Raw genomic sequence first — 23,177 nt, 5'->3', positions numbered from 1 at the left:
CGCCCGAACGCGCGCTGGTGAGGCCTCCACCCCGTCAGGCCGTCAAGGTGTTGCTAATATACAGCATCGACTGCATCTCTGACTTCCTCACGCGCGGAACCGCTTCCAATGACTGTCCGATAACGTCAATATGCCCCCGCCAACGACGCAAGGCGACGAAGATGGACAAGCGACAAAACACAAAAAATATTGAGTTGTATGGTCTCCTAGCCGTTCCGTTGTCACTCCTCATTACGGTGTTGTTTGCCGGAATGATCCTCGGCTAGCCGACAGGGGCATACACTTAGATGCCCGCGCTGCGCCCGGCGCCACCGGCAAGCCTGGGCAGCCGGTTGGTGTGGTGGGTCGTGATTTAGCCGTGGTGAAGTGACCGTCAATCGTCCCTGATCGCTATCCCGCGATAGCCATGCCGCGGCTTGCCGATAAGCTGCGGCTTATGCAAATATCGGCGCACGCCCAGCATGAGGTGCGCCCTTGCGAGACCACGAGCTAATCGAGCGGCCTGGCAAAGGCTGGACGCCGTGGGCAACGCCCCATTCTGAGACAAAATTGCCGGCATCAATATTGCACCGCAAGCTTTTGCCGGCTGATCCCCGGTCCTGATCGCGTACTCTGATCAGGTGTAGGCTCGCCGGGCTTGAGGTCGTGGGGGTCTTCGCCCGGCGAGTTGTCTACCAGCACGGAACACGATGGCCGCGGCTTGCCTATAAGTCGAGACTTATGCGATATTTCCGGCGTTCTCCCAAGCGAGGCCCGGCATGCTTGCTCGAACTCCCTTCACCGAAATAGAGATCGAGGGCGTTGGCGTATTTCGGCCGAACATGTGGCAATCACAGCGCCTCTCGCGGCTGCGCGGGCTGAAGCGCCACATTGCGGTGTTGGCCGCTGGTTGTAGGATGACGACCCGGCAATTCATGAAACTGCCTGACGCCACCAAGGCCGAGCTCGATCGCGCGTATCTGGCGCTAATGTCGCCATCGAACTCGTACAGGCCAGCAAGCGAGCCGGCCGAGACTCGCGCCGAGCCAGGCGGGCACATGTCGGCCGAGATGAAGCTCGCGATCGGCCGGCGCCTGCTTCAGGTCAAGGCATCGCTGCCGCATGGTCATTTCGGGCCTTGGCTCGACAAGCAGGAGGGGCTTTCCCGCAGCATGGCCCAGCAATGCATGGCGCTGGCCACAGGCGGGCGCCAGGACGCGCGACAAGCTTCGGCGGTATACGAGAGCGGCCGGCAAGAACGCGCGCTGGCACCCGCTCAAAGTTGCCTGGGGCGGCCACGACGGCCACTGTGTCGCCAGAAACCGGTTCATCCGGGGAATGTCCGTCTCCATAAGTTTCTGAACGGGCCTCGCTTTCGGTCGGCGGCCAGGCACCAGCATGACATCCGTGCCTAAGTGCCCCCAATTCGGAGGGTAAGATGCGACTATTTTTGGTGTTGATATTGATGGCGCTGAGCGGCTGCGTATCCAATGCTTCCCCGGATAGTGATGGTATACCACGCCGCGCGTCCTGGGCTGGCTTCCGTTAGCCCGTTTAGTTCACGCCGTGTACCTTTAACCCCGGAGCGGCGATCGCCATCCCAATGCCGACGCCCTAGAGGCGACAGCGAGGCCCAGGACCAGCTTGCCGGCCAAGTCCAGGGCAATGAGGCGGACAGGGCTCCACGCGTCTGTGCGGGGCGCTGGGGCAGCGCGATACGCCGTAAGGACTAGTTGCCCACAATGTGAGCTTCAGCTAATTTATCCTAAGACGAGAATTCAAACCCCTCGTCAGCGTAAATATTAAAGCCCGCTAGTCTCTCCTGGCGGGCTTTTTCGCGCATGACGACGTGCTTTTTCTGTCATTGATCATTCAGTTCGTTGAAACCGCATGCTTTGCAGCAATACGCGGGGTTCGGCTCCTCTTCGGGATGGAGCATCCTGACTGTACCGCGTTCCACCCAACAGATTGGGCAAGAGAAATTGCCTCCATATTGCGGCCGATACATTTTCAGGCGCCCGTTCGCGAGATCGGCGGCCTTGAGTCTTTCAGACATTTCAGCCAGGCTTTTGTAGGCTTCGGCGATTTGGTGTCGCAGGGCTTCCCGCTCGTTCGTTTGTGTGAGTGCTTGTTCCTTCGCGCGAAGAGCGAGTTTTTCGGCAAGCCGCTCCATCGGCTTGACGCCGCGTCGCTTGACCGGGATGGGCGGGCCGGGGTCTGATAGCTTCGTCATTGCTAACGAACAATTTCCAGTCGATTAAAATGTTCCGGAACTAATTAAGCGCATGCTAATTGAATCCGCCGGGTGTGGGTCAGTGTATGCGTTTGAAGTTCGTCGAGCCGTTGATGCCGAGTGACCCATATTGGATCAGTCACTTGGCACCGCAATTGCATGGAGCAGAATGTGTTGGGGGTGGGTGAGGGGCCGCCACTTCGTCGCGAAACGACGGAACGGGGTAAAGCAAATGCGGATGCTCGTCAGGCCTGCCAAACGGGAAGGAACTTCTCGAACCATCTTCGATCGACCGTTGATTGATGGCGATGTCAAACCTGGAACAGGCGGCCCGGTGATAACGATCGAAGCCGAGGGCATTTACTCGGATGATTCGAAATACCGATACCAGATTGAAATTACGCTTGGTGAACTTGAGGCACTTATCGAAAGCAGCGGCCCGGCACTTGGGGCGGGTAGGCCAGTAAGCACCGGGCCTAACCGGCAGGGGCATCAAGATGGCGGCGCCGACTGATGGGAGATATACGCGCCCGCTAGTACAAGCGAAACACAACCAAATGAACGAATGACGCAACAAAAGGGTGGAAAACACCTTGGCATTTGATCCGAGATCAGGAGTATGATCCTCTCGTAGAGGCGACCCATTCAACGGAGATCGCCATGCACCAAAAGACCCTAGCCGATACCCTAGCCGCCCGCGAATCGATCTATGTGAGTGCGGGCATCCTATGTGCTGCAAGTCGACAAAACTCGATATTCAGGCGTGTGTTCTTCACATGCATTCCCCATTATGAGGGCCTTAACAGGGCTCGCAATCGCGAGTGGAAGCCGACCTTCGGGAGAGGGCTTAGGGGACTTCAGTCTTAGTTGAGCTATCGCTAATGCGCCTGTAGCTTGGGCAGTGTGGGAAACCCGAATCCAAACTTTCCATCAAAGTCTAAAGACTGGAAAAGCGGACCGGAAAGCACGTGTCGTAACCGTTGATTCAACCATTGTTGGTATACGGATGGGGGTGGGAGCGGCTCCGACACACAGTGGCGGGTAGGGTTTGCCGGAGCCGCCCGCGCAGCCCGTTGGGAACTGACCGCGCCGTCCTATTTTGGGACAGCGCGGTCAATGATTCGTTAAAATGCTCCTGAACTAATGAAGCGCGTGCTAATTGAATCCGCCGGGTGTGGGTAATGCGTTTGAAGTTCGTCGAGCCTTTGATGCCGACCCTTGTGGAGAAGCCTCCAGAGGGCGACGAGTGGATTCACGGGGTCAAGTTCGACGGCTACCGCTCCCAGATGATCATCGACGACGAGGGCGTGCGCATCTTCACCCGGCGTGGGCTCGACTGGACGTCGAAGTATCGTGACTTGGCCAAGGCCGCTGGTGAGCTTGGCGTCGAGAACGCAATCATCGATCATCCTGAATGACGCTGGCCTGTCCGATTTCGGCGAGTTGCGAAAGGCGATCACCCGCCGGCAGCATGACCTCTATTTCGTGGCGTTCGATCTACTGCACCTCAAGCGATGATAACCCACCGTGATCGGCCGATGCTTTCGGAAGTTGTCGGACGAGCGGACCACCAAGGGACGCGAGGTGTATGGCGTACGGCGCCTAAGAGAAGCATGTGAAGTGCGCGACCTCATGAATCCTTGGCGAGGTGCTTGTTCCCGTTGCGGAAGAGGATGCTGCCGCCTTGGCCACCGAAGAGGAAGCGTGGCTTACGAAGAAGGGCTGACCGCTCCGCATCCCAACGACAGAAGCCCGCTTCGGCGGGCTTTTCTTTTGGTTATGGCAACAGGATAAAAAAGCCAAAAAACATAGCAAAATCAAGGGGGTTGGCGGAGGGAGTGGGATTCGAACCCACGGTGGGCTTGCACCCACGCCGGTTTTCAAGACCGGTGCCTTAAACCGCTCGGCCATCCCTCCGTCGTGATTTTTCAATCACTTAGGACCATCGCTATCGGTCGATTTTGAGCGGTTGGCACCGGATTGGCACCGAAGGCGTTCCCGACCGGTTCGCGCTTCATTCCTGTAAAGCGGCATTGAGGGCTGCGTCAACCACCGCAGCGGCGCCTTCCTGCTGTCCTGGCAACAAGTGCGCATAAATGTTCAGCGTGACCGACGGATTGGCATGGCCGGCGCGGGCCGACACGACATGCACAGGAACGCCGCTGCGCAACAGATGAGTGATATGGGTATGCCGAAGACCATGAAACGTCACTTGCGGAACGCCGGCAGTTTCGGCTTCACGAGCGAACTCTTTCGAGAACGGGCGAGGGGTCCGAATGCGGCCGTCCCATGTTGGGAAAGCCAAATCCTTTTCATCCTTGCCCAGGCCAAGCTTCAAGCGGTGCTCGGCCAGGTCCTTTCGATGCCGGCGGAGTTCAACCACCAAACGCGCGGGCAGGGCGATCGTGCGGCGGCTGCGGTCGGTCTTCGGTTCCTTGATCGCAATGCCTGCCTTGGTCTCCTCGACCACCTGAACGACCTGCAGCGTGGCGCGGTCGAGATCGATATCTTTCCACCGCAGCGCCAGGACCTCACCACGGCGCATTCCTGTCGAAGCTGCCATTAGCACCGGCATGTAGATAGATCGGCCTTTGAGGTGGGCCAGGAGTGCCTTCAACTCCGCATCGTCCAGCACCTGTATTTCCTCGCGGCGCACCTTTGGCGTTGTCTGGACGGCTTCCATGGGCGATTGGCGCAGCTTCCTCGCCTTCACTGCCGATGAAAGGATCTGGGAAAGCAACCGATGAACATGCTGGATGGTTTGCGGGGCCAAGCCGCCCTTGCCATCGCGCCGGCCGGCAGTTCGCAGGTGCTCATAGAACTGATCGATTCGCGTCCCGTCGAGCTTCTGCAGACCAACGGCGCCTATCTGCGGGATGATGTGCTGCTCGACAATCTCGCCGTAGCGCTCCAGCGTCTTCGCCGACGTCTTGGACGGTGCGATCGCCTTCAACCAGTGCCGAGCATATTCGGCCACCGTGGCCATTGACCGCTCTACGAACGTGCCTTCATCGATCTGGTTTAGGCGCTTGTTTAGTTCGGCTTCCGCTTCCTTTTTCGTGCCTCTAACAGTCGCGAATTGAGTAAGCCGCTTGCCGGTGACAGGATCGGTTCCAAGATCGAATTTCAGGCGCCAAGAGGCCTTGCCGCGCCGCGTGATGTTACCTCTCATTGTCGTCATCCTTTCCCGCTTGATGTGCGGTGTGGAATTCCGTCGTCATCAATCTGATAGCGAGGTCGATTTACCAATGGGCCGAGATCGGCCTTCAGCATCCCGTCGAATAAGGCTTCCCTCGCGTTTTCGATCGGTGTGTCCAAGGGAAGCGTCGGGTCAGCCTTCTGAACGTCTGACCATGTGATGTCAGAATAGGCGCGCGCCAGATCGGCACGGCCTTCCTCATCCCAATTATCTTCGCTATCGACTGGGCCGTCTGGCCGGATTGCGCTCAGGACTTCATTGATCATTTTCACGGCAGCGTCGAACGCGATCGGCTCATCCAGCCAATTCGAATTTTCATTCTTGCCAGCGAAGCGAAACGCGGTCTCAGCGGCGAGCGCGACCATTCGCATCAGCAGATAGTTTCGGCGACCACCGAAAGCGTCCTCGATTCGCGCATCGTCGATGAACGTGCGGCGCAATCTATGCTCGATTTCTTGACTGAGAGAACGGCCGGACGCCTTAGCTGCTGATACCAAATTCGCTCGGGTGTCACTCCTTATTCGCGTCGACAAGACGTTGGATTTATTCTCGTATTCGCCTTTTGGCGCCGGTCCACGCTTGCCCATAAATGTCTCCACTGCAGAAAACTGTCTTACAGAATGTAGTCGGTCCGATTGCGTAGGTCAACGGACAGGCCGATATTGCCTTACATAATGTAAGCCAGAAAGGGCACAGACATGACGAAAGAGCAGACTGACAGTGTCGTAATGACAGTGCCAGAAGCGGGCGCGAAGCTCGGCTTGGGCCGCAATGCCAGTTACGAAGCGGCGGCAAGAGGCGAGATACCGACGATCCGTTTCGGCAAGTTGCTGAAGGTACCAAAAGAAGCGTTCGCAAGGATGCTGGAGACGACCCGGAAGGGGCAGGCGGCATGATGCGCACCCTTCCTTACGCCGTCTCTGGCGCCGCTCTGTTGTTCGTCCTCGCAATCATCTGCGGATGGTCGCCATGAGCATCGACCTCCAACCCGACGAAGCCGTGCGAGCCGCAGCCGAGTTCCTGGCTGGACCGCGCGAGCGTTCAGGTCAAGCTTGTGTTCCCGAACTGCGGACTCGATACGGCCTGACGACTCCGGAAGCGATCGAGGCGATCCGGCTTGCCAACGCGCTTCGGCTTGCGAGGGCACACTGATGGTGGCGACTCCAGAAACACGAACGCCCGCCGCGGGGCAAGCGGCAGGCGCATCGGGGGATATCAAAGCAGGCAGTGTTCAGAAATCTAACGGTAATCCCGCAGATTTTCAAGAGAAACCGTTGCAATCGCAAACCGCGGTTTTTGAGCGGTCCTTACTCGCCAATCTTGTCGAACGATTGGAAGGCGGCGCATGACCGATCTCGCATGGATGAAAACCTACATCGGGGACGAGGCCGCTATAACCTCACATCTCAGCGCTGAGGAGTTCGGCGCCTTCGAGCGGTTACGCCGGCACTACTGGCAGCACGGCATACTGCCGGATGACGATGTCCGACTGATGCGGATCACCGGCGTCGATCCTGATCGGTGGGAGGCCGTGCGTTCGGCCATATGCTCGCTCTTCGATGACGGATGGCGGTTGCCGCGGCTCGACATTGAGCGGGAAGCAGCAGCAGAAAAGCGTGAAATCGCCATCGATCGAGCCAGGAAAGGCGCGGATGCTCGATGGAGGCGAAATGCTTCAAGCAATGCTCCAAGGATGCTTGAAGCAATGCCTAAAGCAATGCTTGAGCAATGCCCACCAGCACCAGCACCAGCACCAGAAGATTCTGCTCTGGGAAGAAAGGAAGATAACTTGGCTCTCACACACACGCGAGAGCCAAACATCATGACGATGTCGCTGGCGGAGGCACAGGAGCACCTGCGCAAGACGGGCGCGCTCGCCGACGATGAGTTCGGAGGCTTGTGATGAGCGCGGCCGATCGCAACAATCTCGCCCAGACCATGCGGGCGATGTCCTCCAACCTGGAGCGCTCGCCTCTCGACGCGAAGATCGATGTTGTTGAAATGGCCTGCCTGAGGCGCGGCATCTTGCTCACGGCCGACGGTTTTGTCCGCCAGCCCGATGCCGCGGCACTGCTTGGCGTAAGTCCCTTCACGCTTCGAAACCAGCGGCTGAACGGCGGCGCTGCGATCGCTTCGCGGCAGAACGGGCGAATCGTCGAATACGCCATCGCCGGCATCGCCGCGGCTCTGCTCGCCCGAGAAAAGTGCGTTTGAGCGTACCGCGTCGAACCGCAGCGAACTATGCCGCCGACGGCTTCGGTGGGAGAATCATCACAACCAAATCAGGAGCCCGATTGCATGCTCGCCCGTGTGAAATCTTCGCCTGCACCAGATTTCGAATCATTGCTCCAGATACCGGAGCGACCGGCCGCTATCGGCGAGGCAGAGGCAGCCCTGCAAAAGGCTATGCAGGCTCGCCAGGAAGGCCAGCGCCGCCACATAGAGGCAGGCGAGCGCCTGGCCGCCCAGCGCCTGGGTGAGCCGCCTACGATCACCGCGAAGGAAGTCGACGACCTTGGCTTTGCACTGGCGCCGCTGTTCGCGGCGGAGAACGAAGCCAGGGTGCAACGCGACCAGATTGTGGAGGCCTTCGACGCAAGCATCGCGCCCGCGATCCTGGGGCCGTGCAAGGAATACAGGGCTGCGATCGGTGAAGCTCTGGACAATCTCGAAACATTGCTCGGCCACGGCGTCGCGTTCAAAGCCAGGGCCACAGCGGCCGGCCTCGACCTTTCCAAGATCAGCCGCCTTCCGGGTGCCTGCCCGGCTTTGATCGAGCGCCTCAAGCTCGTCCGCGCTGTCCTCGATCACGCCGATCGCTGAGGGCTTTGCGCGCATGAGCACAGACCTCATCCTTGGCCGACTTGCCGCCCTGGAGGAACAGTTCGCGGAATTTCTCCCTGCGGCATTGGAGCGGCGCCGCAATGTGTTTGAGCCGTGCGACCGGCTGATGGCTGAAGTTCGGGCCAAGGCCGAAATTAAGCGCGACCAAGCCCGCATGTCCGTCGTCGAGATGGCGGAAGTTCGCATCATCGGCGACATCGACGACGCCATGGCGTTGAATGTGCACGACCAACTGGAATCGGCTCGGCTTTCCCCTGCAATCAACGTGGTGATCGACAGCGAGGGCGGCGACTTCGCCGCTGCGGTTCGGATCTATCGTGCCATCCGCTGGCACCCTGGCATGAAGCGGGCGAAGCTAGGAAAGCGGTGCATGTCGGCCGGCGTTCTGATTTCGATGGCTTGTGATCATCGCGTCGCATCGGCCAACACCGAATATTTGATGCACCTCACCGCCGACCGTCCCGACCATCGCGAGCGGTGGACGGTGTATCGGCATCTAGAGGCAATGCGCACTCTGCGGAAGCGAGATGGCGAATACCTCAACATCATCGCCGATCGCTCCGGTGCCGATCTCGCTGAACTGGCGATCGAGGCCGCGAAAGACGAACAGCAAACGCTCGACTGGTGCTTGCGGCATGGGCTCATCCACGAGATCGAGGCCACGACATGAAGCGACCAGTCATCGTCGACCAGCGCCAAGCCGATCTCAGCAAAATCGATAAGGAGATCGAGCGCCTCGAAAAGCAGATCGCCGACAAGCGCGCCGTCGTCGATGCTGACCGGCAAAAGCACCCACTCGACCAAGATGAGGAGATGCAGAAGCGGCTGGAAACCCAGGTTCGAGCTCTGCGCGGTCACGTCGACGAGATGCACAAGAAGCGCTTCGACGTTGAACTCGGCGACCTGGCAGAACCTAAGCGCCAACAGGCGGCGCCGGCAGGACCAGCCAAGGTGCATCGGGATTGGAAACTCGAGCCGGTGCAGGTGCCGGAGTACCCATCCCTCGCCAGAACCGAGGAAAATCAGAAGGCATTCACGGAGACCTACGAGCGTTTCGTGGCGGGCTTCACCTATCACCGGCAACTGCACCTGAAGAATGCCGGGTGCCACCCGGATGACCGGGCTTATCTGGACCTGGTCGCGCTCGTCGCTGCCCAAGCAGAGGCTGGCCAAGCGTGGAATGCCCTTAGATGCGCGGCCATCGAGAAGCGCCTGGCCGAATTGGAGAGCAAGCCGAGCATGGCCTATCGCGGCGTCTGGGACCGAGGTGTTTCGTACCGTCATGGCGATGTCTGCACCCACCAGGGCAGCAGCTGGCATTGCGAGCTTGACAACGCTCAAGGGCTGCAGCCGGGCGAAGGGCTTGGCTGGAAATTGATGGTCAAGAAAGGCAGGGACGCGCGGTCATGACCAACCACGACAACGACAATACGCCGGCCGAGGCGCCGACCATCGCCAGTATCCACATAACGGGCCAAGGCCAGCATTGGGCCGGAGACCCGGACATCCTCAAGTCGACACTGTCGGGATGCCTGGCACGCTTCCACGAAGCCTACTCGCGCTTTCCAACAAGCCATGAGGCCGATCTGATCTGGGTAGCGGTGCAGCGATACCATAGCGTGCCCGAGACCATCATCGAGCCGCCCGAGATGAGGCAGCAGTGATGCCAACCATCATCTCAGTGGAAGCCGTCCTTGCTGAAGATGATCGCCGCTCGGTCATCGTCATCGGCCATTGTGCGAACGTCGATGACGACGTCTGCCAGTGGTTCGACCTGCCCATCGAGATCGACCCTCAGCACTTCCTTGCCGACGAATGGCTTCATGCGGCGCGACCAGGCGAGTGGCAGGTGCTCCATGGCTAAGCTCGCGAACCTCAAGCCGGCGCTCTCCAGCATGGCACCGCGCCTCAACGTGGCAGGCCCAGCCAATGAGCGGGAGCGATCATCGCTGCGGTCTAAGACCGAGCCGGCGTTCCGTTGGTACAATACCGCCAGGTGGCGCAAGCTGCGGATGGAGGTGATCACTCGAGACCGCTTCACTTGCCGCATGTGCAAGCGGATCGAGCCGAACACCGCGAACCTCGTCGCCGATCACGTCATCCCCCATCGCAATGACCCGGTGAAGTTCTGGGAAGGCAAGCTGCAGACCCTTTGCCGCACCTGCCACAGCACCACGAAGCAGAAGGCGGAAAGCTCGATGCCGAAAGGGGTCTGGTATTGATGACCCAAGCGCTTGCAAGACCCATGGGGGGGCCATTTGACCTAAAAGCCGCGTTTCGGCTCATAGCCGCTGCACCAGCATTCGCGGATTTTTTTTCCTGTTTGCGCGATTTCAGCCGAAACCGACAAATAAACCGGAAAAACCTCCGTCGCTCCAACCCTTGCAGCACATGGCTTTGAGCCGTCCGCGATAGGTTCGCCAAGGTCCATTTTTCAGAGTTTTTCCTGTCCGTGGATGGCAAAAGCCGAAGTTTTTTTAGTCCGTGGATGTGAAGCAACGGCGCGCGCCGGCGCCGAGGAGAGGATCTGACGATGTTGCTATCTACCGGTCAAATGTTCCGCAACGCGGCCGGCGGCGCACTCGCCATTTTCGGCACCCCGATCGTCACGACAGTCGAGGACGTGCCCTATGCTGGCTTCACAGTTTCTGGACGCGGTGGGCAGAAGGCACAGGCGAGTACGATATTGAGTTGTGCGTCTATAAGTTCATCCTGCTGTGCGTCTACAAGTTCTTTATGCGCTGCCTTCGCAGTCCGCCAGGTATGGAAATTGGCTAACACGATCGCTTAAGAAGGGAACGCCGAGCCGCAGCTCGCTTTTGAGCCGCTGACATACTCTCGCGCATCGTGGTCGGGAACCCGGCAAGGCCATATGCTTTCACGATCGAGCCGAAGCGCCTCTTGAAAACCTTACCGCCCGGAAGATGGGGATCCCCGTTGATGAGAGCGGTTGTGACGTAACCGAACGTCGCGTGCAATCGCCGAACGCCACGAAGCAACTCGTCATTTGAGTAGTATTTGCCTCGTTGGCCACCCGGCGGGCACCTGAAACTAACGGCCTGATATGCCTTTAGTAGACTGCCGAAGTGCACCCAATATGCATGGGAGGACGGCGTGTATGGGCACTCGTTGATGATGTCCTGCGAAAGCATCTTTTTCTCTCGAAAAAGGCGCCTCAGACTTTTGAGCATTTCCGGTTTCTTGAGAGCATAGACCCGCTTCAGCCGGAATTCCCGCTGCACACGCGCAAAGGTCTTGAGATCGATGATAGGCTCCATAACCCGCGTTCGTACCCAGAGACCGGAGGGGTTGCGACTGGGCGGTTTCTTCATTTTGTGGTTGGTCCGGTTAAAGACGTAGAAGCCAGTCAAAAGCTCGTTGCGCAGGACGTGTCTTACCCGTTCCCAGCCCCATAAGCCGCCCCTTGCCGGCACGTGTTCGTCGTTCAACGTCCGTGCGATGTTCGCAACACTCCGTTTGTGCGCCAGAAACATTCGGAAAATCCGGCGAACAACTTTGAGTTCCTCCGGAGGTCCGGGCACAAAAACTATTCGTTCTGAATCCAGCCCCTTGCGTTCGCCTGGGTTGAGCAAAAATCGGGGAGTTCCATCTCGGCTGACCAAAAGGCGGGTGATGCCATACGGCGTTGGGCCGCCCTGCTTAAACCCAAGGCGAGCTTGATTGATCTGCGCCCTTGAAATTTTGCTGGAAAGCTCACGGCTGTACTCGGCCGCCATCACCCGCTTCAGGTTCTTTACGATGCTGGCGACCATGCTGCCGTCGTTCTCGAACGGTTCCCCGCAATAATGGACATTGACGCCAGCGTCGCGGCAGATGAATTCGTAATGCGCGGCTTGGTCGGTATCCTGAAACCGTCCCCACCTGCTGACATCCAATACCAGGATGACAGAATAATTCCGCTGGCCGGTCACGACATCGGCGAGCAATTGCTTGAGTCCCTCCCTGCCTTTTAGGCTAAGCCCACTCTTGCCCGCATCGGCATAGGTCTGGACAATGGCAAAGCCTCTCGCCTCGGCATACTCGGAAATGGCTGCTCTTTGGTTTTCCAGCGAATAGCACTGGTGTTCGGTTGACATACGAACGTACTGCGCCGCCGGTACGCGGAGAACAGTCGAGAGTTCAGGCATTGCAGAGGCCCTCCCTTACCAACGCCCGAAAATATCAGAATTTGCGCCTGCCGATTGTGGTAAAAGCTGGGGCATTCAATTATGTGCACTGTAGTTTACAGGTGCCGGCCAGCGGGCGGATGCCGCAAGGTCGGGCACCTTGCGTATAAGCCATGACTTATGCAATATCCGGCAGTTCGCAGCGAGGCGCGGCATGCTGGCAAGGACACCCTTCACCGAAATAGAGATCGAGGGCGTTGGCACCTATCGCTTGCCGAACCAATGGCAGTTGGAACGCATCAACCGGCTGCGCGGGCTGAAACGGCACATTGCGGCGCTTGCCGCGGGCCTCGGCATGACGACGCGCCAGTTCATGAAACTGCCTGATGCCACCAAAGCAGAGGTCGATCGCGCCTATCTCGCGCTCATGTCGCCGTCGAACTCGTACACGCCAGCAGCCGAACTGGCAGAGCCTCGAGCGGTGCCAGGCGGGCATATGTCCGTCGACCAGAAGCTCGCGATCGGCCGGCGCTTGCTCGCTGTCAAAGCGTCACTGCCGCACGGTCATTTCGGGCCATTGCTCGACAAGCAGGAAGGGCTTTCCCGGGGAATGGCTTCGCAGTGCATGGCGCTGGCCACAGGCGGTCGCCAGGACGCGCGGCAGGCTTCGGCGGCGTAGGACAGCGGGCAGGGGTAAACGCGCGCTGGCGGGGCTCCTTGCGATACAGTTCAATTGTGTTTTGACTCTCTGGCTGCTTGGGCGCGTAAAATATCAGGTTCGCCCAGCCGGGCGGACCAACTCAGGGAGGATGTTATGAAGATAAATCGACGTAATGCTCTCGCCCTTGGTGCCGCCTCGTTGGCGGCTCCGCTTTTAATCGCAAAGCCCACTCCGGTAGCGGCCAAGGCCTACGGTCCGACAGATGGCAAAGAGATTTTTCCCGGCGTTCGGCTCGTCGAGCTGGGAACGCGAGACTCCCACATCAAGGGGTATAAGAAAATTGCCATGGAAGACGTCGTCTATCAGCCAAAAGGATCTAGCCCGCTGGGGGACGTCATGGCGGACGACATGGTCTGCACGGTCACTGAAGGCGAGCTGCAGGTCACGGCCGGGGACATGGAGTTCACGGCCAAGGAAGGCGACGTATGGAGCTGCGGCAAGGGTAGCACGAAGGAGGCCGCTACAAACAACGGAACAGTAGTTGCCGTGATGCGGGTGATTAACCTGAAGGCTGCTTAAAGTTGAGTAGCGCCGAGTCGGCGTGGGGCACGACTCCAAGATCGTTTTAGCAATCCTGAAACAAAGCCGGGCCAGACCGTTTGCAATCTGTCAGACCACACTCTGCCACCACAACCCTCCCGCTGGCTCCGGCCGGCGGGCTTTTTGCATTAAACGAGGAAACTTTTCTAATTCTCGGCGTTGAGGAGATGGCCGTTCTAAAACGGCCTGCCTTTAGGAGGAATTTCTATGACATTAAAGATGCTCACCGTGAGCGCGATGGCGCTCGCAATGATTACAGGCTCGGCTCTCGCCGGCAGCAGCACAGGTACATCGGCTCTCGACGATCCTGCAAAGATGTCGCCGTTTTTCACGGATGCAGGCATGAAGACCATGAGGTCTGAGGCTGACATCCAGTCCGCATGGATGGCGATGTCGGAAGAGGACCGGAATGCGGTTATGAAGGACTGCGCCGACGCAACCGTCGCGAAGTCGCACGCCGATTTCTGCAAAATGGCCATGAAGATGGGCAAATAAGCCCAACATCAAAGCCAAGCCCGCCGGCACGAGCCAGCGGGCTTTTTTCGTTGCGCTTGGGGAACCTCGCCCCGATACGGCCAGTTAATCCGCGGCGGCTAGTCCTCGCCCTTCCGGCCGTTGACCAAGGGCACCTTGGTTGGCCCGCGTCTGCACTGCCATGGGCGCGGGCCAATTCCGGCTCACCCTCATTGAGCGGCTTCAAGCACCGCAGTTACAGAGCAACCGACAAAGGCCCGTCGCTCAACCCTTTCGAGCGACGGGCTTTTCATTTGCGCGTACTGGGGAATTGCAAAACCGTTCCTGCATGTTCTGGCTCGAGCGGCTCATGCCCTGGGCCTTCATGATAGAACACCTGCCTAGCAACGCGCTGGTCGACGGGTTGGCCACAGTTAGGGCAGGTGTAAAAGTGGTCTCGCTCGTTGACCTGCTCGGCGCCGTGTCGTTTGCCGGGGATAAACGGGCCAAGGTCTGAAAGCTTGGTCATTTTCGGCTAGGGTCGTCCACGAGCGGTCTCGTCCGCTTGGGCGGCACGTAGCTCTCCACCAGACGGACATGCTCGGCGTCGACGGTCACCAATGGCCGGAGGCTGATTGTCACCTTGTCGCCGTCGATGCGCGTGACCGGGCCGATCAGTTCCATATGCTGGCCGATGACAGCCTTCGAAGTCGAATCGACAACGGAATGCGGGAAGTCATAAGAGGGGATCGTCACGCTGATGCGATCCTCTGTGACGCGCCCGCGCACAACTGCCGTGACGGCGACCTCATCGCCAACTTTGAAATTACCCCGAGCCATGCCGATAATTCTGGTGCGGCCGGCGCCGACGTCAAGATGAGCGGAGCCTAATATACGAGCTATTCCGGAACACTGTGGCTTCGGCTCGCGGGCTTTTTTGTATCTCGCTGGAACATAGGTTCAAACGCGTCGTTTTGCTTTTTCCAGGTCTCACTGGATAACGGATGCGTCCCATGTTGCTCTTTAGATCAATGCATGAAATTGCAGCGGCGCGCGGCGATGGCTTGCACCCAGCTTTACTGAAAATGATGACCCAGCCCGAGGCCTGGGCTGATATTGAAAGCGCGCTACAATCCGCGCCGGCAGACCGGCATATAGGTTTTCCTGACAACGATACTTCGCCAAGGCGTCTAATGCCGTTCGAGCCGAGGGGCGTTGATTGAGCACACGCGGCACAGATTTTTTGTACAAATGGATTGGCCCAACGTTCCCGCCACGGCTGGCGCCGACGTCATCTCGATTGCCGAGTTGACGCAGAAGCTATTCGAAGATGCCAAAGCGATCGGCATAAGCAGCAACGAGATCGAGGAAGCCACCGGCAGCGTTTACGAGGCAATCCGCAACGCAATCTTGCACCGCGATGCGGTCGTGGCGGACTGACCGCAGCGGCGCTATATCGACGCCATGGCAAGTGGACGTTCAATCTCTGATCGATGACAAGATGACGGTGACGGCTTGCTGGCCCACAACGCGGCCTGCCATCATAAGCTGGAACTCGACCTTACGAAGCTCCGCGACCGATTCGGTCCGGATGCGCGGGCGAGCGACGGCCTAGTCAAGCTGTCGCTAATTTACGCGAACGGCGCGGGAACAATGTTCGCCCCCCCTCGTTGAAAATGCTGGCCGGATGCCATTGTTGCCCACTCCCCATCCGGCCATCGATTAGCCCGCTGCTGTTTCCCCCCTCGGCAGCGGGCCTTTTTCGCCGTTGCCGAGGAAAGCCGCTGATGGCTGACGAGCCGGTGACGCCTAAGCGATTCGAGAAACCGCACTGAGTCCTGAAGCAGAAGGCGCTCGATATGGCCAAAAGATCGGCGACAAGGTGCGGGTCGAGGAAATGAAGCCGAAGAAGCGCTAGGCCAGCAGGGATCAATAGGCGTTTCCTAATTATATACTTGACGTACCAGAGGAAAAAATGCCTAGTGATTCGGGACTGCCGGCACTGAAAAACTGAAAATCGCAATCGAGGAGATTTTGCGAGAGGAAATTGATTTGGCTATGCCTGAAGACCTAGCTTTTCTCGCACTTCAGGTGCCGCGTATAGCAGCTCGTATAGAAAGTCTTTATGCTTCAGGGTGTCGCCGATAATCTGGCGAAACGTGCCGCCATAGCCACAAAGCCTATCATTGGCGCTGATAATTTCCTCAAAATCAGCACGTTTATAGACGTAAACGCGGTCCATATCGATGGGCAAAGCCAGAAGTGATTTTGGGTCTATCAATAGAAGAGCGTCGTGGATTTGTGGGCACTCGCCCCATGTATGATGGGCTAGCCTGTCACGAAATTTTTGCCGTGTTTTGGCGATTGCTAATATGGCAACAAGTAAGTCGAAATCCTTCTTGCTGAGAACCTGTTGAGCGACGGCGCGGATAACTTGCGTCTTGGCCGATTGTGTCTCAAGCGCCAAATATGCTGTAGCAGCCCTGTCGTTCAGGCCGCCCATAAGCTGGACGTACATATCGAGCATGAATAGCTCGACGTTTGACCAAGAGGCGATTGCCTCGATGGCCAGGATAGCTAAATCTGGATGGCGTGACAGCGGTCGGTCGCCCGCATTCCCGACCATAATGGAGACGTTCGCCGCCACTCGTGATAAAGGTTGAGGCATGTCTGAAACACCCAAAGACAAAGATCAGGAAAAGGGCGACGAGGTATTGCGCCGCCTGTTGAAGACGCCGCCGGATCATAGGACGGCCAAAAAGGAGAAAGGCGACGGCCGAAGCCGCCGCCCCCCTGTTTCAGATCAAGGCGTGAATAATGGCCGCAATGCCCAAAAGGCATAAGGCCACGTTGACCTTGATCTGTATCTTGACCGTGGGTTTCATGGTCTGAAACTCCGGTCCGTGGCCACGGAACCAAAAGGTTTCGTGAGTCATGCCAGCATTACGGTTTTAACCCGCCGTTCGCTGGTCTATCGGTGTACCATCCGCGTCACGTGCCGCTTCCGGTACGTCCCGTTCGCATTGCGCACAGTGGCGGCCACAAGGGCGACCACTTACTACAAGAGCTAGCCTTCTCGGCGCGCGCGCGGGCTGCTGCTTATCCAGACGGGGTGCCCGGCAATGCGGATGCCGGGGCCGTTTGGGGCAGCATTGATTCGGATGGTACGCTGATTCATTTCTTGGAGTCGAGCGATGAACCTAAAGGTTACCCGCCTTGTGGAGGGCGCCTGGATTGTGAGTTTTCGATCCCATCACTATACAGCAGAAGCGCATGGGCGAGGCGACGAGCCGCTGCGGCGCTTGCTAGCATTTCTTCGAGCGGAGAATCCCCATCCACATACACAGCGTCTAGGGGGATCAAGACATCCTGAATCCCATATTTCGCTTTGGCGAAGAGCCGTGGATAGGGGTCGTCTTCTGTTTGTTCATATTCGCAGCCGACGATTCTGACAGTCATTGAACTCCGTCCTCCGTCCAACAGGGAAGAACCCTATCGCTTTTTTCGGAGATGTAGGAGTCTTCGCGCCTTCTGCTTAAGCGTGACCGGCTTCACCAATCCGCCGATAAGTAAGGCGCTTATCGCGGGCCATGCGAAGCAGATCGGCGGCGCGCTCCGCATCCGAGACTTTCAACGCGGTGCGGCGATTGTGACGGAAATCGAACTCGGCAAGATAGCGGTGCAAGTGGGCTTCGCCGCAATGCTGATAGACGCCAACCATGCCGCGCTTGAAGACTGAGAACACGTTCTCAATCGTGTTGGTGTGGACGGTGCGGTCAGCTTCGTAGCGAACGTATTCGCCGCCAGTGTGCTTGACGGTGGCGTGGTCCGCAAACTCCTGTCCGGTGATCGGATAGAAGTTGGACTCGTCGGTCATGAGCGTGGATTTGCGGTCAGCGTTGCGGACTAGCACGTCACGGACAGATGCCTTGGTGGCGCGCTCGACGTGGAACATGCGAGCTTTGCCGCCGCGCTCGACAAGGCCAACAATAGAGCGCTTGGAGGAATTGGAGGGCTTGCCGCGAATGGTGCGCTTCTTGATTGTGTCTTTCGGCCCAAAATAGGTTTCGTCAGCTTCAACGGTCTTACCTTCGCCACCAAGCGGGCCGGAAGACTTAACATCTTCCTTCATGGCTTCGCGGATGCGGTGTGCCATGAACCAAGCGGTCTTGTAGGTGACGCCAAGCATGCGGTGCAGCTGATGAGCGCTCATGCCTTTCTTGGACGAGGCGTAGAGATGCGAAGCCAGGACCCACTTGTGCAGGCCGATCTTGGAACGTTCGAAGACGGTGCCGACCGTGACAGAGTACGGCGCGCGGCATTCGTTGCACTTGTAGACGCCGGGGCGCGTGGACTTGCCCGCCAGCTTCGTAATGCGCTCAGGGTTGGCATTGCCGCAATGAGGACAGAACGGGCCATGGGGCCAATGGATAGCCTCCAAATGCTCGCGGGCCTTGCCGGCGTCGTGGTAAATGTCGTTGGTCAGATCGAACATTGCGATAACTCCTTGGACTCGTTATCGCAAAATCCTCATGGTACGTCAAGTATATAATTAGGATTATATTCCTGATCTCGAAGGCGCTGGCAAGCCGATTTACACAATCCCCAATTGCTGGACACGCGCGATGCACCGGCAGTTAATTTCTGCGTCAGGCCAAAGGGGGGAAAGGCCGCGAACTCAACCGATGGGAGGGCTTCGATGATCAAGAAACTTACTCGACACGTCCGGGCGCGTAGTAAGCGTGGTTTGATCCTTGGCCTGGCTGCCCTCGTGGTCACCTCGTCATTTGCGCAGGCAGCAGGCGACATCACCGCCGGCCGGAAAGTCATGGTGCAATGCCAAGCGTGCCACGGCAAGGATGGCCTCGGCAAAATGTCTTACACGCCCAATATCGCCGGGCAGAAGTACGAATATCTCGTCCACGCGCTGATGGCTTACAAGGCCGGAGAGCGCAAGAGTCAAATGATGTCGGCGGTCACCAAGAACCTGAGCCAGGAAGACATCGCCAATGCTGCGGCTTACTATGCCGCGATCAAGATTACCGTCGACGTTCCGGAGTGAACAAGTAACCAAGATCGAAGAACAGGCGATGGTGCAGGACGGCGTTAACGCGCGGATCGAGGAGATCACGCCGAAGCCGAAGAAGCGCTAGCGTCGCGGCCGGTTCGGTGGGAGGGGCACATTCGAAGGCAGGGAAGGATTTGGCGTGCTGGTCTGAGGTTGCGCGTTCGTTGCCTGGGTCGGCGGCACAATCTGTTGTCTTTCGTAAAGCAACAATGTGAGGTAGCCCGCGATCGACGCGAGGGTCGCGGATAGTAGAAGCAGAATCGTTGCGACGGAGAGACCGCGCTGTATCGGCTGCGATTTTGCTACAGGCGCCTCTGCTTCAGTGCTTGGAATGGGCTCGTTTGGTTGCGGCAAAGGGGCAGGATCAGGATCGGGGAACTTACGATCCTGCACGGCCTGCTTCCGACGGGTTTCTTCGTCAAATTGATATTTGCGCGCACCCCGCCAGTTTGCTTGGAACTCGTCTTCTGCCATAGCCTCCAACTAGCCGCCGCTGTCTATCCCGCCACCCTTGCGCAGCCTTACCCCGGCGCCGCCGCCATTCTCGGGGATGAACTCGACGCCGGCCGCGACCAAGGTCTCCTGTAGCCGAGCAAGCGTCGTAGCGTAGGGCGCCCGTTTCCCAGCTTCGAAATCGGCAATGGTCGCGCGACCAACCTCTGCCTTCTCTGCAAGATCCTGTTGCGACCATCCTATCAGGCCGCGAGCAGCCCTCAACTGTCCTGCCGTTATCGTCATCCGCTCCAACTTCATGCAAATTGTATTGACTTTAGAGGCAAGTCATTTAATTTGCATGACGTTATAGCAACTTTGCTCAGGGAGCAACATCATGCCGAACACCACTGTTCCGGCAGCCGGCGAAGTTATGCCCGCTGTCGAGGGAATGAATATCATCGGAAGATTCTCCCGCCGACCCATTATCGTCATGGGCGACGTCGCCATGGCCGCTGCGGCGATGCAGATCGATCGGGACGCCGCCTCGATCGCCGCTTCCCTCGCGATGATCCACGGCGGCAAGTATCACATTCAGATTGATCACTTGCTCGGCTTCGTCCTCGTGGTGCAGTCATGAACGCGCACACGCCCACCTTAAAGCCTCTTGGAATGCCGCAGGGCACAGACCCGCGCGTATGGCGCCAGTCTGTCGAGAAGCGCCTCAACGACCTCCTAAACCGCGCCATGTCGCTGATCACCGCGCTGGACCTCATGGAGGCCGATTGCGATCTCGAAGACACGGCGGACGACGAGCCGTCTATCGGCGAAGACGACCTTGAGCGCGACAACAGCGACGACGAGGACGGCGCCGACGACGAACCTATGATGGGCGCCTGCGAACGCCATCCTACGTCACGGGAAAGCCCGTGGAGCCGCAGCGGCGAGCTAACGGTCTCCTACGGCGGCGGCAACTCGCAAGCGCACTGGGGAGGCTCCCGCGCCACCGCTCCAGGCCTTGACGATTGCGAGGTCGAAAACGAGCATGGCGGCGACGTGCTGGACGAGCCCCACGACGGGCGCGAGGATGACGAGTGGGAACTCGGCTGGACCGAGCACATAGACCAGCGGCTTGCCGGCAAGGTGGAGGAGGATGGCACGTGGAACCATCCCGAGGGGGAACCTGACCTTGGCTGGTCCGGCTACGGAATCGGCTGCAATGCCAACGAACCCCGCGACGATCGCGAAGGCGACGACGAGCGCGAGCAAGACCATGGCGACTATGACGGGATAGGCACCATAATGGGAGGCCAGGGCGCTAATCATTCCGCACACGAAACGATTTGCCCGCTGCCTCACGGTGGCGGGCTTTTCAGTAACTGGAGTTAGATTTGCCGGCGCTAACACCCGTGTCATAAACTAGTGCAGCAGCAAGGGTGCTGGTCACAGCGGCCCCGATCAATAGACCGCCGCGTTCGCTCATGCCAAATGCCTGTAGCAAGAAGCCCAAAGCGCCTGAGCCCACCATGGTCGCTACGCCGCACCCCACAGCATATTGCCATCCTGACTTGTTCAAAGCTTCCCTCCCATGTCGCATCCATGTCGCATGGACCTGCCGATAGTCGCAGGAAAGAACTGGCACCGCAATTGGCACCGGACGCCAAGGGAAGGGCAGGGACGGGGCAGGACAGCGAGCCGATGATGGCAAAGAAAAAGCCCGGAAAATCGGGCTATTCGGGACCGTCAATGACCAGCCGGGATGGCGTTCACCACGTTTCAAGACCGGTGCCTTAAACCGCTCGGCCATCCCTCCGTCGTGATTTTTCAATCACTTGCGCGCTCGTCCTGATCGCCGTTCCTGGCTGCTGGAAGCAGCAGCGAAGGGAGACCATGCGCGTTTCATTGCTCTAGTGCGCGCTGCAAAGGCCTGTCAACAGTGCAAGATCGTCGGCATCGAATATCTACCGAAACATGACAGTGAGCCGCTTGTTCTGTCCCGAACATTGACAATGCGGCGAAACACCGGCCAATCTGTGCTTGCCAAATACAGGAGCAAGTGGGGAAACCATGAAAAAGACCTACGAGAAGCCGGTCCTGGTAAAGCGCCAGAGGCTGTCGCATGTGACAGCGCAGGAACTCCCCTCCATCGAGCCGCAATGACGGATACGGCCTGACGTCGGCAGCGGTGCGGCCGCCGCCACAATCCTGCCCGGTTCCGGACACAATCGATTAATACGCTGATAAACAATTCCTGCGCACAAGGGGATGGGGATTGGCGCGTCGCAGGCATTGCTGCTCTGGCTCCGCCGAGATTCTAAAAACGGTGCCTGTGTCGATATAGTTGGGGACATCTGAAAACATGCAGACCACGACGCATCGGCGTCTTCGTCGCGCTCCTGCTTTGGTCTTGTGCGCTCTTTCGGCTGCGTTGCTGGCCGCCTGCGCGTCGCCGCAGTCCGAGTCGAAAGCGATGGTCTACAAGAAGCCTCGCTCGAAGGAATATTTTGCCGAGACCGAGTATGGCGTGAAGGCCAGCCCGCGCGTCCAATACATGCGGCGCGGCGGCGGCCGTGACCAACTGGGCAAGCCTTATCAGGTGCGCGGCAAGTGGTATTACCCCAAGGAAGACAAGCGCTACGCCAAGGTCGGGCTGGCCTCCTGGTACGGCGACGCCTTCCACGGCCGTCTCACCGCCAATGGCGAAGTGTACGACATGACGCATCTGACGGCGGCGCATCCGACCATGCCGCTGCCGAGCTATGCCCGTGTCACCAACCTCGAAACCGGCAGTTCGGTTATCGTGCGCGTGAACGACCGCGGCCCGTACCATGAGGGCCGCATCATCGATGTCTCGGAGCGTGCCGCGCAGATGCTCGACTACGCCAAGGTCGGCACCGCCAAGGTCAAGGTCGAATATGTCGGCCGCGCGCCGCTCGACGGCGACGATGACCAGTATCTGATGGCTTCCTACCATCCTGGCAACCGCATACCGGACCCGTCGGATGGTTTGCCGACCGGCGTCATGGTTGCCATGAACGGACCTTCGCCAAGCCTGCCGGTCGGCGCCGCCGCCGTGCCGTTCCCCGGCCAGCTGACCAATTCCGGCACCGAGGCGCAGCCCGTAATGTCGGTGCAGGCGCCGGCTTTGGGCGACATCACGCTGCCCGAATTCGGACCGATCGTGCCTCAGCGGCCCGAGTCGCCTTTTGCCGTGGCCTCGCTGTCCTATGCGGATGAACGCGTGCAGCGCGCCGACGTCTTTGCAGCACTGGACGACCAGGGCATGTCGCCGGCCGACATTCTGCAATCGTGGAAAAAATCCAATCCACAGGCCGCCCCGGCAACGTCCGATTATGTCGCCGCCGGCTCCTTCGACGATGCCGCCGAGGCGAGGCGGGTGGCTGAAGCCCTCAAACCCTTCGGCAGGACCGAAATCCAGAGCACCGAACTCGACGGCAATGACTGGTACGCGGTCAATGTCTATCCGGATGGCCACGGCAATGTCGACGACCTCCTGCGCGCGGCGTGGTCGCATGGCGCGCCGGACGCACTGGCTGTGCGCGACTGATCAACAACGGCAT

General features: G+C 58.8%; 35 protein-coding genes and 1 tRNA gene. 24 read left to right on the top strand and 12 right to left on the bottom strand.

The window, feature by feature from the left end; translation table 11 throughout:
* Positions 1 to 758 precede the first annotated feature (758 nt).
* Positions 759 to 1,394, top strand: coding sequence for a DUF3102 domain-containing protein (locus JQK88_RS10540; RefSeq protein WP_192254110.1), 636 nt, complete (start codon positions 759 to 761; stop codon positions 1,392 to 1,394).
* Between the two features lie 446 nt (positions 1,395 to 1,840).
* Here JQK88_RS10540 and JQK88_RS10535 read toward each other — a convergent pair whose 3' ends face one another.
* Positions 1,841 to 2,212, bottom strand: a complete 372-nt coding sequence (locus tag JQK88_RS10535; RefSeq protein ID WP_192254112.1) for a hypothetical protein — start codon at positions 2,210 to 2,212, stop codon at positions 1,841 to 1,843.
* 232 nt (positions 2,213 to 2,444) lie between these two features.
* Between JQK88_RS10535 and JQK88_RS10530 the strand changes: the two genes are divergently transcribed.
* Both JQK88_RS10530 and JQK88_RS10525 read left to right on the top strand, forming a co-directional pair.
* A complete protein-coding gene (locus tag JQK88_RS10530) occupies positions 2,445 to 2,726 on the top strand; it encodes a hypothetical protein (RefSeq protein WP_192254114.1) in 282 nt (93 codons plus the stop codon).
* Between the two features lie 667 nt (positions 2,727 to 3,393).
* A complete protein-coding gene (locus JQK88_RS10525) occupies positions 3,394 to 3,630 on the top strand; it encodes an ATP-dependent DNA ligase (protein WP_246501627.1) in 237 nt (78 codons plus the stop codon).
* Between the two features lie 409 nt (positions 3,631 to 4,039).
* Here JQK88_RS10525 and JQK88_RS10520 read toward each other — a convergent pair.
* The 3 genes from JQK88_RS10520 to JQK88_RS10510 all read right to left on the bottom strand — a co-directional run bounded on the left by JQK88_RS10520 (position 4,040) and on the right by JQK88_RS10510 (position 5,998).
* Positions 4,040 to 4,129 (bottom strand) — tRNA-Ser (locus JQK88_RS10520).
* Between the two features lie 97 nt (positions 4,130 to 4,226).
* Positions 4,227 to 5,384, bottom strand: coding sequence for a tyrosine-type recombinase/integrase (locus JQK88_RS10515; RefSeq protein WP_203278261.1), 1,158 nt, complete (start codon positions 5,382 to 5,384; stop codon positions 4,227 to 4,229).
* A 5-nt stretch (positions 5,385 to 5,389) separates the two neighbouring features.
* Positions 5,390 to 5,998 carry a hypothetical protein gene (locus JQK88_RS10510; RefSeq protein WP_203278260.1) on the bottom strand — a complete coding sequence of 203 codons (609 nt, stop codon included), beginning with the start codon at positions 5,996 to 5,998 and terminating at the stop codon, positions 5,390 to 5,392.
* Between the two features lie 111 nt (positions 5,999 to 6,109).
* Here JQK88_RS10510 and JQK88_RS10505 point away from each other — a divergent pair, with 111 nt between their 5' ends.
* The 8 genes from JQK88_RS10505 to JQK88_RS10465 all read left to right on the top strand — a co-directional run bounded on the left by JQK88_RS10505 (position 6,110) and on the right by JQK88_RS10465 (position 9,919).
* Complete coding sequence (locus JQK88_RS10505; protein ID WP_203278259.1) at positions 6,110 to 6,307, top strand: helix-turn-helix domain-containing protein; 198 nt, start codon at positions 6,110 to 6,112, stop codon at positions 6,305 to 6,307.
* Between the two features lie 73 nt (positions 6,308 to 6,380).
* Entirely contained in the window at positions 6,381 to 6,563 is a 183-nt protein-coding gene (locus JQK88_RS10500) for a hypothetical protein (protein WP_203278258.1), read from the top strand.
* Between the two features lie 193 nt (positions 6,564 to 6,756).
* Complete coding sequence (locus JQK88_RS10490) at positions 6,757 to 7,314, top strand: DUF1376 domain-containing protein (RefSeq protein WP_203278256.1); 558 nt, start codon at positions 6,757 to 6,759, stop codon at positions 7,312 to 7,314.
* Positions 7,314 to 7,625 carry a hypothetical protein gene (locus JQK88_RS10485; protein ID WP_203278255.1) on the top strand — a complete coding sequence of 104 codons (312 nt, stop codon included), beginning with the start codon at positions 7,314 to 7,316 and terminating at the stop codon, positions 7,623 to 7,625. The genes JQK88_RS10490 and JQK88_RS10485 overlap by 1 nt, the downstream gene beginning before the upstream one ends.
* Before the next feature lie 84 nt (positions 7,626 to 7,709).
* Positions 7,710 to 8,234, top strand: coding sequence for a hypothetical protein (locus tag JQK88_RS10480; protein WP_203278254.1), 525 nt, complete (start codon positions 7,710 to 7,712; stop codon positions 8,232 to 8,234).
* A 13-nt stretch (positions 8,235 to 8,247) separates the two neighbouring features.
* Complete coding sequence (locus JQK88_RS10475; protein ID WP_203278253.1) at positions 8,248 to 8,925, top strand: ATP-dependent Clp protease proteolytic subunit; 678 nt, start codon at positions 8,248 to 8,250, stop codon at positions 8,923 to 8,925.
* Complete coding sequence (locus tag JQK88_RS10470) at positions 8,922 to 9,665, top strand: hypothetical protein (protein WP_203278252.1); 744 nt, start codon at positions 8,922 to 8,924, stop codon at positions 9,663 to 9,665. The genes JQK88_RS10475 and JQK88_RS10470 overlap by 4 nt, the downstream gene beginning before the upstream one ends.
* Positions 9,662 to 9,919, top strand: a complete 258-nt coding sequence (locus tag JQK88_RS10465) for a hypothetical protein (protein ID WP_203278251.1) — start codon at positions 9,662 to 9,664, stop codon at positions 9,917 to 9,919. The genes JQK88_RS10470 and JQK88_RS10465 overlap by 4 nt, the downstream gene beginning before the upstream one ends.
* 14 nt (positions 9,920 to 9,933) lie before the next feature.
* On the opposite strand, the gene JQK88_RS10460 is transcribed toward JQK88_RS10465, so the two are convergent.
* Positions 9,934 to 10,113: a hypothetical protein gene (locus JQK88_RS10460; RefSeq protein ID WP_203278250.1), complete on the bottom strand. Its 180-nt coding sequence runs from the start codon at positions 10,111 to 10,113 to the stop codon at positions 9,934 to 9,936.
* Here JQK88_RS10460 and JQK88_RS10455 point away from each other — a divergent pair.
* Positions 10,112 to 10,477, top strand: coding sequence for an HNH endonuclease (locus JQK88_RS10455; protein ID WP_203278249.1), 366 nt, complete (start codon positions 10,112 to 10,114; stop codon positions 10,475 to 10,477). The genes JQK88_RS10460 and JQK88_RS10455 overlap by 2 nt on opposite strands.
* Before the next feature lie 41 nt (positions 10,478 to 10,518).
* Here JQK88_RS10455 and JQK88_RS10450 read toward each other — a convergent pair whose 3' ends face one another.
* Both JQK88_RS10450 and JQK88_RS10445 read right to left on the bottom strand, forming a co-directional pair.
* A complete protein-coding gene (locus JQK88_RS10450) occupies positions 10,519 to 10,686 on the bottom strand; it encodes a hypothetical protein (protein ID WP_203278248.1) in 168 nt (55 codons plus the stop codon).
* Positions 10,687 to 11,029: 343 nt separating this feature from the next.
* Positions 11,030 to 12,403: a recombinase family protein gene (locus JQK88_RS10445; RefSeq protein WP_203278247.1), complete on the bottom strand. Its 1,374-nt coding sequence runs from the start codon at positions 12,401 to 12,403 to the stop codon at positions 11,030 to 11,032.
* Between the two features lie 193 nt (positions 12,404 to 12,596).
* On the opposite strand from JQK88_RS10445, the gene JQK88_RS10440 reads away from it, so the two are divergent.
* From JQK88_RS10440 to JQK88_RS10415, 6 genes are all read left to right on the top strand, one after another.
* Complete coding sequence (locus tag JQK88_RS10440) at positions 12,597 to 13,061, top strand: hypothetical protein (protein WP_203278246.1); 465 nt, start codon at positions 12,597 to 12,599, stop codon at positions 13,059 to 13,061.
* 135 nt (positions 13,062 to 13,196) lie between these two features.
* Positions 13,197 to 13,622: a hypothetical protein gene (locus JQK88_RS10435; protein WP_203278245.1), complete on the top strand. Its 426-nt coding sequence runs from the start codon at positions 13,197 to 13,199 to the stop codon at positions 13,620 to 13,622.
* 228 nt (positions 13,623 to 13,850) lie between these two features.
* On the top strand, positions 13,851 to 14,138 hold the full coding sequence (locus JQK88_RS10430; protein WP_203278244.1) for a hypothetical protein: 288 nt from the start codon (positions 13,851 to 13,853) through the stop codon (positions 14,136 to 14,138).
* Positions 14,139 to 14,445: 307 nt separating this feature from the next.
* Positions 14,446 to 14,613 carry a hypothetical protein gene (locus JQK88_RS10425; RefSeq protein ID WP_203278243.1) on the top strand — a complete coding sequence of 56 codons (168 nt, stop codon included), beginning with the start codon at positions 14,446 to 14,448 and terminating at the stop codon, positions 14,611 to 14,613.
* Positions 14,614 to 14,693: 80 nt separating this feature from the next.
* Positions 14,694 to 14,987: a hypothetical protein gene (locus tag JQK88_RS37145; RefSeq protein ID WP_203278242.1), complete on the top strand. Its 294-nt coding sequence runs from the start codon at positions 14,694 to 14,696 to the stop codon at positions 14,985 to 14,987.
* Positions 14,988 to 15,311: 324 nt separating this feature from the next.
* Entirely contained in the window at positions 15,312 to 15,536 is a 225-nt protein-coding gene (locus JQK88_RS10415; RefSeq protein WP_312037257.1) for a DUF768 domain-containing protein, read from the top strand.
* Positions 15,537 to 16,152: 616 nt separating this feature from the next.
* Here the strand turns inward: JQK88_RS10415 and JQK88_RS10410 are convergent.
* Positions 16,153 to 16,764, bottom strand: a complete 612-nt coding sequence (locus JQK88_RS10410; protein WP_203278241.1) for a hypothetical protein — start codon at positions 16,762 to 16,764, stop codon at positions 16,153 to 16,155.
* Here JQK88_RS10410 and JQK88_RS10405 point away from each other — a divergent pair.
* The gene (locus JQK88_RS10405) at positions 16,763 to 16,939 is read left to right on the top strand and encodes a hypothetical protein (protein ID WP_203278240.1); all 177 of its coding nucleotides are present in this window, start codon (positions 16,763 to 16,765) and stop codon (positions 16,937 to 16,939) included. The two genes, JQK88_RS10410 and JQK88_RS10405, sit on opposite strands and share 2 nt — an antisense overlap.
* A gap of 364 nt (positions 16,940 to 17,303) precedes the next feature.
* Here JQK88_RS10405 and JQK88_RS10400 read toward each other — a convergent pair whose 3' ends face one another.
* On the bottom strand, positions 17,304 to 17,555 hold the full coding sequence (locus JQK88_RS10400; protein WP_203278239.1) for a hypothetical protein: 252 nt from the start codon (positions 17,553 to 17,555) through the stop codon (positions 17,304 to 17,306).
* A gap of 76 nt (positions 17,556 to 17,631) precedes the next feature.
* Positions 17,632 to 18,591, bottom strand: coding sequence for an IS1595 family transposase (locus tag JQK88_RS10395; RefSeq protein ID WP_203278238.1), 960 nt, complete (start codon positions 18,589 to 18,591; stop codon positions 17,632 to 17,634).
* 204 nt (positions 18,592 to 18,795) lie between these two features.
* On the opposite strand from JQK88_RS10395, the gene JQK88_RS10390 reads away from it, so the two are divergent.
* Positions 18,796 to 19,158 carry a c-type cytochrome gene (locus JQK88_RS10390; protein WP_203278237.1) on the top strand — a complete coding sequence of 121 codons (363 nt, stop codon included), beginning with the start codon at positions 18,796 to 18,798 and terminating at the stop codon, positions 19,156 to 19,158.
* A gap of 87 nt (positions 19,159 to 19,245) precedes the next feature.
* On the opposite strand, the gene JQK88_RS10385 is transcribed toward JQK88_RS10390, so the two are convergent.
* Both JQK88_RS10385 and JQK88_RS10380 read right to left on the bottom strand, forming a co-directional pair.
* Positions 19,246 to 19,638, bottom strand: a complete 393-nt coding sequence (locus JQK88_RS10385) for a hypothetical protein (protein WP_203278236.1) — start codon at positions 19,636 to 19,638, stop codon at positions 19,246 to 19,248.
* 9 nt (positions 19,639 to 19,647) lie between these two features.
* Positions 19,648 to 19,902, bottom strand: coding sequence for a helix-turn-helix transcriptional regulator (locus JQK88_RS10380; RefSeq protein WP_203278235.1), 255 nt, complete (start codon positions 19,900 to 19,902; stop codon positions 19,648 to 19,650).
* A gap of 91 nt (positions 19,903 to 19,993) precedes the next feature.
* Here JQK88_RS10380 and JQK88_RS10375 point away from each other — a divergent pair, with 91 nt between their 5' ends.
* The 4 genes from JQK88_RS10375 to JQK88_RS10360 all read left to right on the top strand — a co-directional run bounded on the left by JQK88_RS10375 (position 19,994) and on the right by JQK88_RS10360 (position 23,164).
* Positions 19,994 to 20,236 carry a hypothetical protein gene (locus tag JQK88_RS10375; RefSeq protein WP_203278234.1) on the top strand — a complete coding sequence of 81 codons (243 nt, stop codon included), beginning with the start codon at positions 19,994 to 19,996 and terminating at the stop codon, positions 20,234 to 20,236.
* Positions 20,233 to 20,985, top strand: coding sequence for a hypothetical protein (locus JQK88_RS10370; protein WP_203278233.1), 753 nt, complete (start codon positions 20,233 to 20,235; stop codon positions 20,983 to 20,985). Before JQK88_RS10375 ends, JQK88_RS10370 begins: the two co-directional genes overlap by 4 nt.
* A gap of 678 nt (positions 20,986 to 21,663) precedes the next feature.
* Positions 21,664 to 21,756, top strand: coding sequence for a putative RiPP precursor (locus tag JQK88_RS10365; protein ID WP_192254116.1), 93 nt, complete (start codon positions 21,664 to 21,666; stop codon positions 21,754 to 21,756).
* Positions 21,757 to 21,955: 199 nt separating this feature from the next.
* Positions 21,956 to 23,164 (top strand): septal ring lytic transglycosylase RlpA family protein, encoded by a 1,209-nt coding sequence (locus JQK88_RS10360; RefSeq protein ID WP_203278232.1) that lies wholly within the window; start codon positions 21,956 to 21,958, stop codon positions 23,162 to 23,164.
* The last annotated feature ends 13 nt before the right edge of the window (positions 23,165 to 23,177 follow it).

The sequence above is a fragment of the Mesorhizobium caraganae genome (assembly GCF_016836705.1).
Classification (GTDB): Bacteria; Pseudomonadota; Alphaproteobacteria; order Rhizobiales; family Rhizobiaceae; genus Mesorhizobium; species Mesorhizobium caraganae.
This window is presented reverse-complemented; position numbering and strand designations above follow the sequence as displayed.

Bases quoted from the DNA above. Each gene is read 5' to 3' on its own strand.
- JQK88_RS10540 (WP_192254110.1), top strand. From the start codon at position 759: ATGCTTGCTCGAACTCCCTTCACCGAAATAGAGATCGAGGGCGTTGGC.
- JQK88_RS10535 (WP_192254112.1), bottom strand. From the start codon at position 2,212: ATGACGAAGCTATCAGACCCCGGCCCGCCCATCCCGGTCAAGCGACGC.
- JQK88_RS10530 (WP_192254114.1), top strand. From the start codon at position 2,445: ATGCGGATGCTCGTCAGGCCTGCCAAACGGGAAGGAACTTCTCGAACC.
- JQK88_RS10525 (WP_246501627.1), top strand. From the start codon at position 3,394: ATGCGTTTGAAGTTCGTCGAGCCTTTGATGCCGACCCTTGTGGAGAAG.
- JQK88_RS10515 (WP_203278261.1), bottom strand. From the start codon at position 5,384: ATGAGAGGTAACATCACGCGGCGCGGCAAGGCCTCTTGGCGCCTGAAA.
- JQK88_RS10510 (WP_203278260.1), bottom strand. From the start codon at position 5,998: ATGGGCAAGCGTGGACCGGCGCCAAAAGGCGAATACGAGAATAAATCC.
- JQK88_RS10505 (WP_203278259.1), top strand. From the start codon at position 6,110: ATGACGAAAGAGCAGACTGACAGTGTCGTAATGACAGTGCCAGAAGCG.
- JQK88_RS10500 (WP_203278258.1), top strand. From the start codon at position 6,381: ATGAGCATCGACCTCCAACCCGACGAAGCCGTGCGAGCCGCAGCCGAG.
- JQK88_RS10490 (WP_203278256.1), top strand. From the start codon at position 6,757: ATGACCGATCTCGCATGGATGAAAACCTACATCGGGGACGAGGCCGCT.
- JQK88_RS10485 (WP_203278255.1), top strand. From the start codon at position 7,314: ATGAGCGCGGCCGATCGCAACAATCTCGCCCAGACCATGCGGGCGATG.
- JQK88_RS10480 (WP_203278254.1), top strand. From the start codon at position 7,710: ATGCTCGCCCGTGTGAAATCTTCGCCTGCACCAGATTTCGAATCATTG.
- JQK88_RS10475 (WP_203278253.1), top strand. From the start codon at position 8,248: ATGAGCACAGACCTCATCCTTGGCCGACTTGCCGCCCTGGAGGAACAG.
- JQK88_RS10470 (WP_203278252.1), top strand. From the start codon at position 8,922: ATGAAGCGACCAGTCATCGTCGACCAGCGCCAAGCCGATCTCAGCAAA.
- JQK88_RS10465 (WP_203278251.1), top strand. From the start codon at position 9,662: ATGACCAACCACGACAACGACAATACGCCGGCCGAGGCGCCGACCATC.
- JQK88_RS10455 (WP_203278249.1), top strand. From the start codon at position 10,112: ATGGCTAAGCTCGCGAACCTCAAGCCGGCGCTCTCCAGCATGGCACCG.
- JQK88_RS10460 (WP_203278250.1), bottom strand. From the start codon at position 10,113: ATGGAGCACCTGCCACTCGCCTGGTCGCGCCGCATGAAGCCATTCGTC.
- JQK88_RS10450 (WP_203278248.1), bottom strand. From the start codon at position 10,686: ATGGACCTTGGCGAACCTATCGCGGACGGCTCAAAGCCATGTGCTGCA.
- JQK88_RS10445 (WP_203278247.1), bottom strand. From the start codon at position 12,403: ATGCCTGAACTCTCGACTGTTCTCCGCGTACCGGCGGCGCAGTACGTT.
- JQK88_RS10440 (WP_203278246.1), top strand. From the start codon at position 12,597: ATGCTGGCAAGGACACCCTTCACCGAAATAGAGATCGAGGGCGTTGGC.
- JQK88_RS10435 (WP_203278245.1), top strand. From the start codon at position 13,197: ATGAAGATAAATCGACGTAATGCTCTCGCCCTTGGTGCCGCCTCGTTG.
- JQK88_RS10430 (WP_203278244.1), top strand. From the start codon at position 13,851: ATGACATTAAAGATGCTCACCGTGAGCGCGATGGCGCTCGCAATGATT.
- JQK88_RS10425 (WP_203278243.1), top strand. From the start codon at position 14,446: ATGTTCTGGCTCGAGCGGCTCATGCCCTGGGCCTTCATGATAGAACAC.
- JQK88_RS37145 (WP_203278242.1), top strand. From the start codon at position 14,694: ATGCTCGGCGTCGACGGTCACCAATGGCCGGAGGCTGATTGTCACCTT.
- JQK88_RS10405 (WP_203278240.1), top strand. From the start codon at position 16,763: ATGTCTGAAACACCCAAAGACAAAGATCAGGAAAAGGGCGACGAGGTA.
- JQK88_RS10410 (WP_203278241.1), bottom strand. From the start codon at position 16,764: ATGCCTCAACCTTTATCACGAGTGGCGGCGAACGTCTCCATTATGGTC.
- JQK88_RS10400 (WP_203278239.1), bottom strand. From the start codon at position 17,555: ATGACTGTCAGAATCGTCGGCTGCGAATATGAACAAACAGAAGACGAC.
- JQK88_RS10395 (WP_203278238.1), bottom strand. From the start codon at position 18,591: ATGTTCGATCTGACCAACGACATTTACCACGACGCCGGCAAGGCCCGC.
- JQK88_RS10390 (WP_203278237.1), top strand. From the start codon at position 18,796: ATGATCAAGAAACTTACTCGACACGTCCGGGCGCGTAGTAAGCGTGGT.
- JQK88_RS10385 (WP_203278236.1), bottom strand. From the start codon at position 19,638: ATGGCAGAAGACGAGTTCCAAGCAAACTGGCGGGGTGCGCGCAAATAT.
- JQK88_RS10380 (WP_203278235.1), bottom strand. From the start codon at position 19,902: ATGACGATAACGGCAGGACAGTTGAGGGCTGCTCGCGGCCTGATAGGA.
- JQK88_RS10375 (WP_203278234.1), top strand. From the start codon at position 19,994: ATGCCGAACACCACTGTTCCGGCAGCCGGCGAAGTTATGCCCGCTGTC.
- JQK88_RS10370 (WP_203278233.1), top strand. From the start codon at position 20,233: ATGAACGCGCACACGCCCACCTTAAAGCCTCTTGGAATGCCGCAGGGC.
- JQK88_RS10365 (WP_192254116.1), top strand. From the start codon at position 21,664: ATGAAAAAGACCTACGAGAAGCCGGTCCTGGTAAAGCGCCAGAGGCTG.
- JQK88_RS10360 (WP_203278232.1), top strand. From the start codon at position 21,956: ATGCAGACCACGACGCATCGGCGTCTTCGTCGCGCTCCTGCTTTGGTC.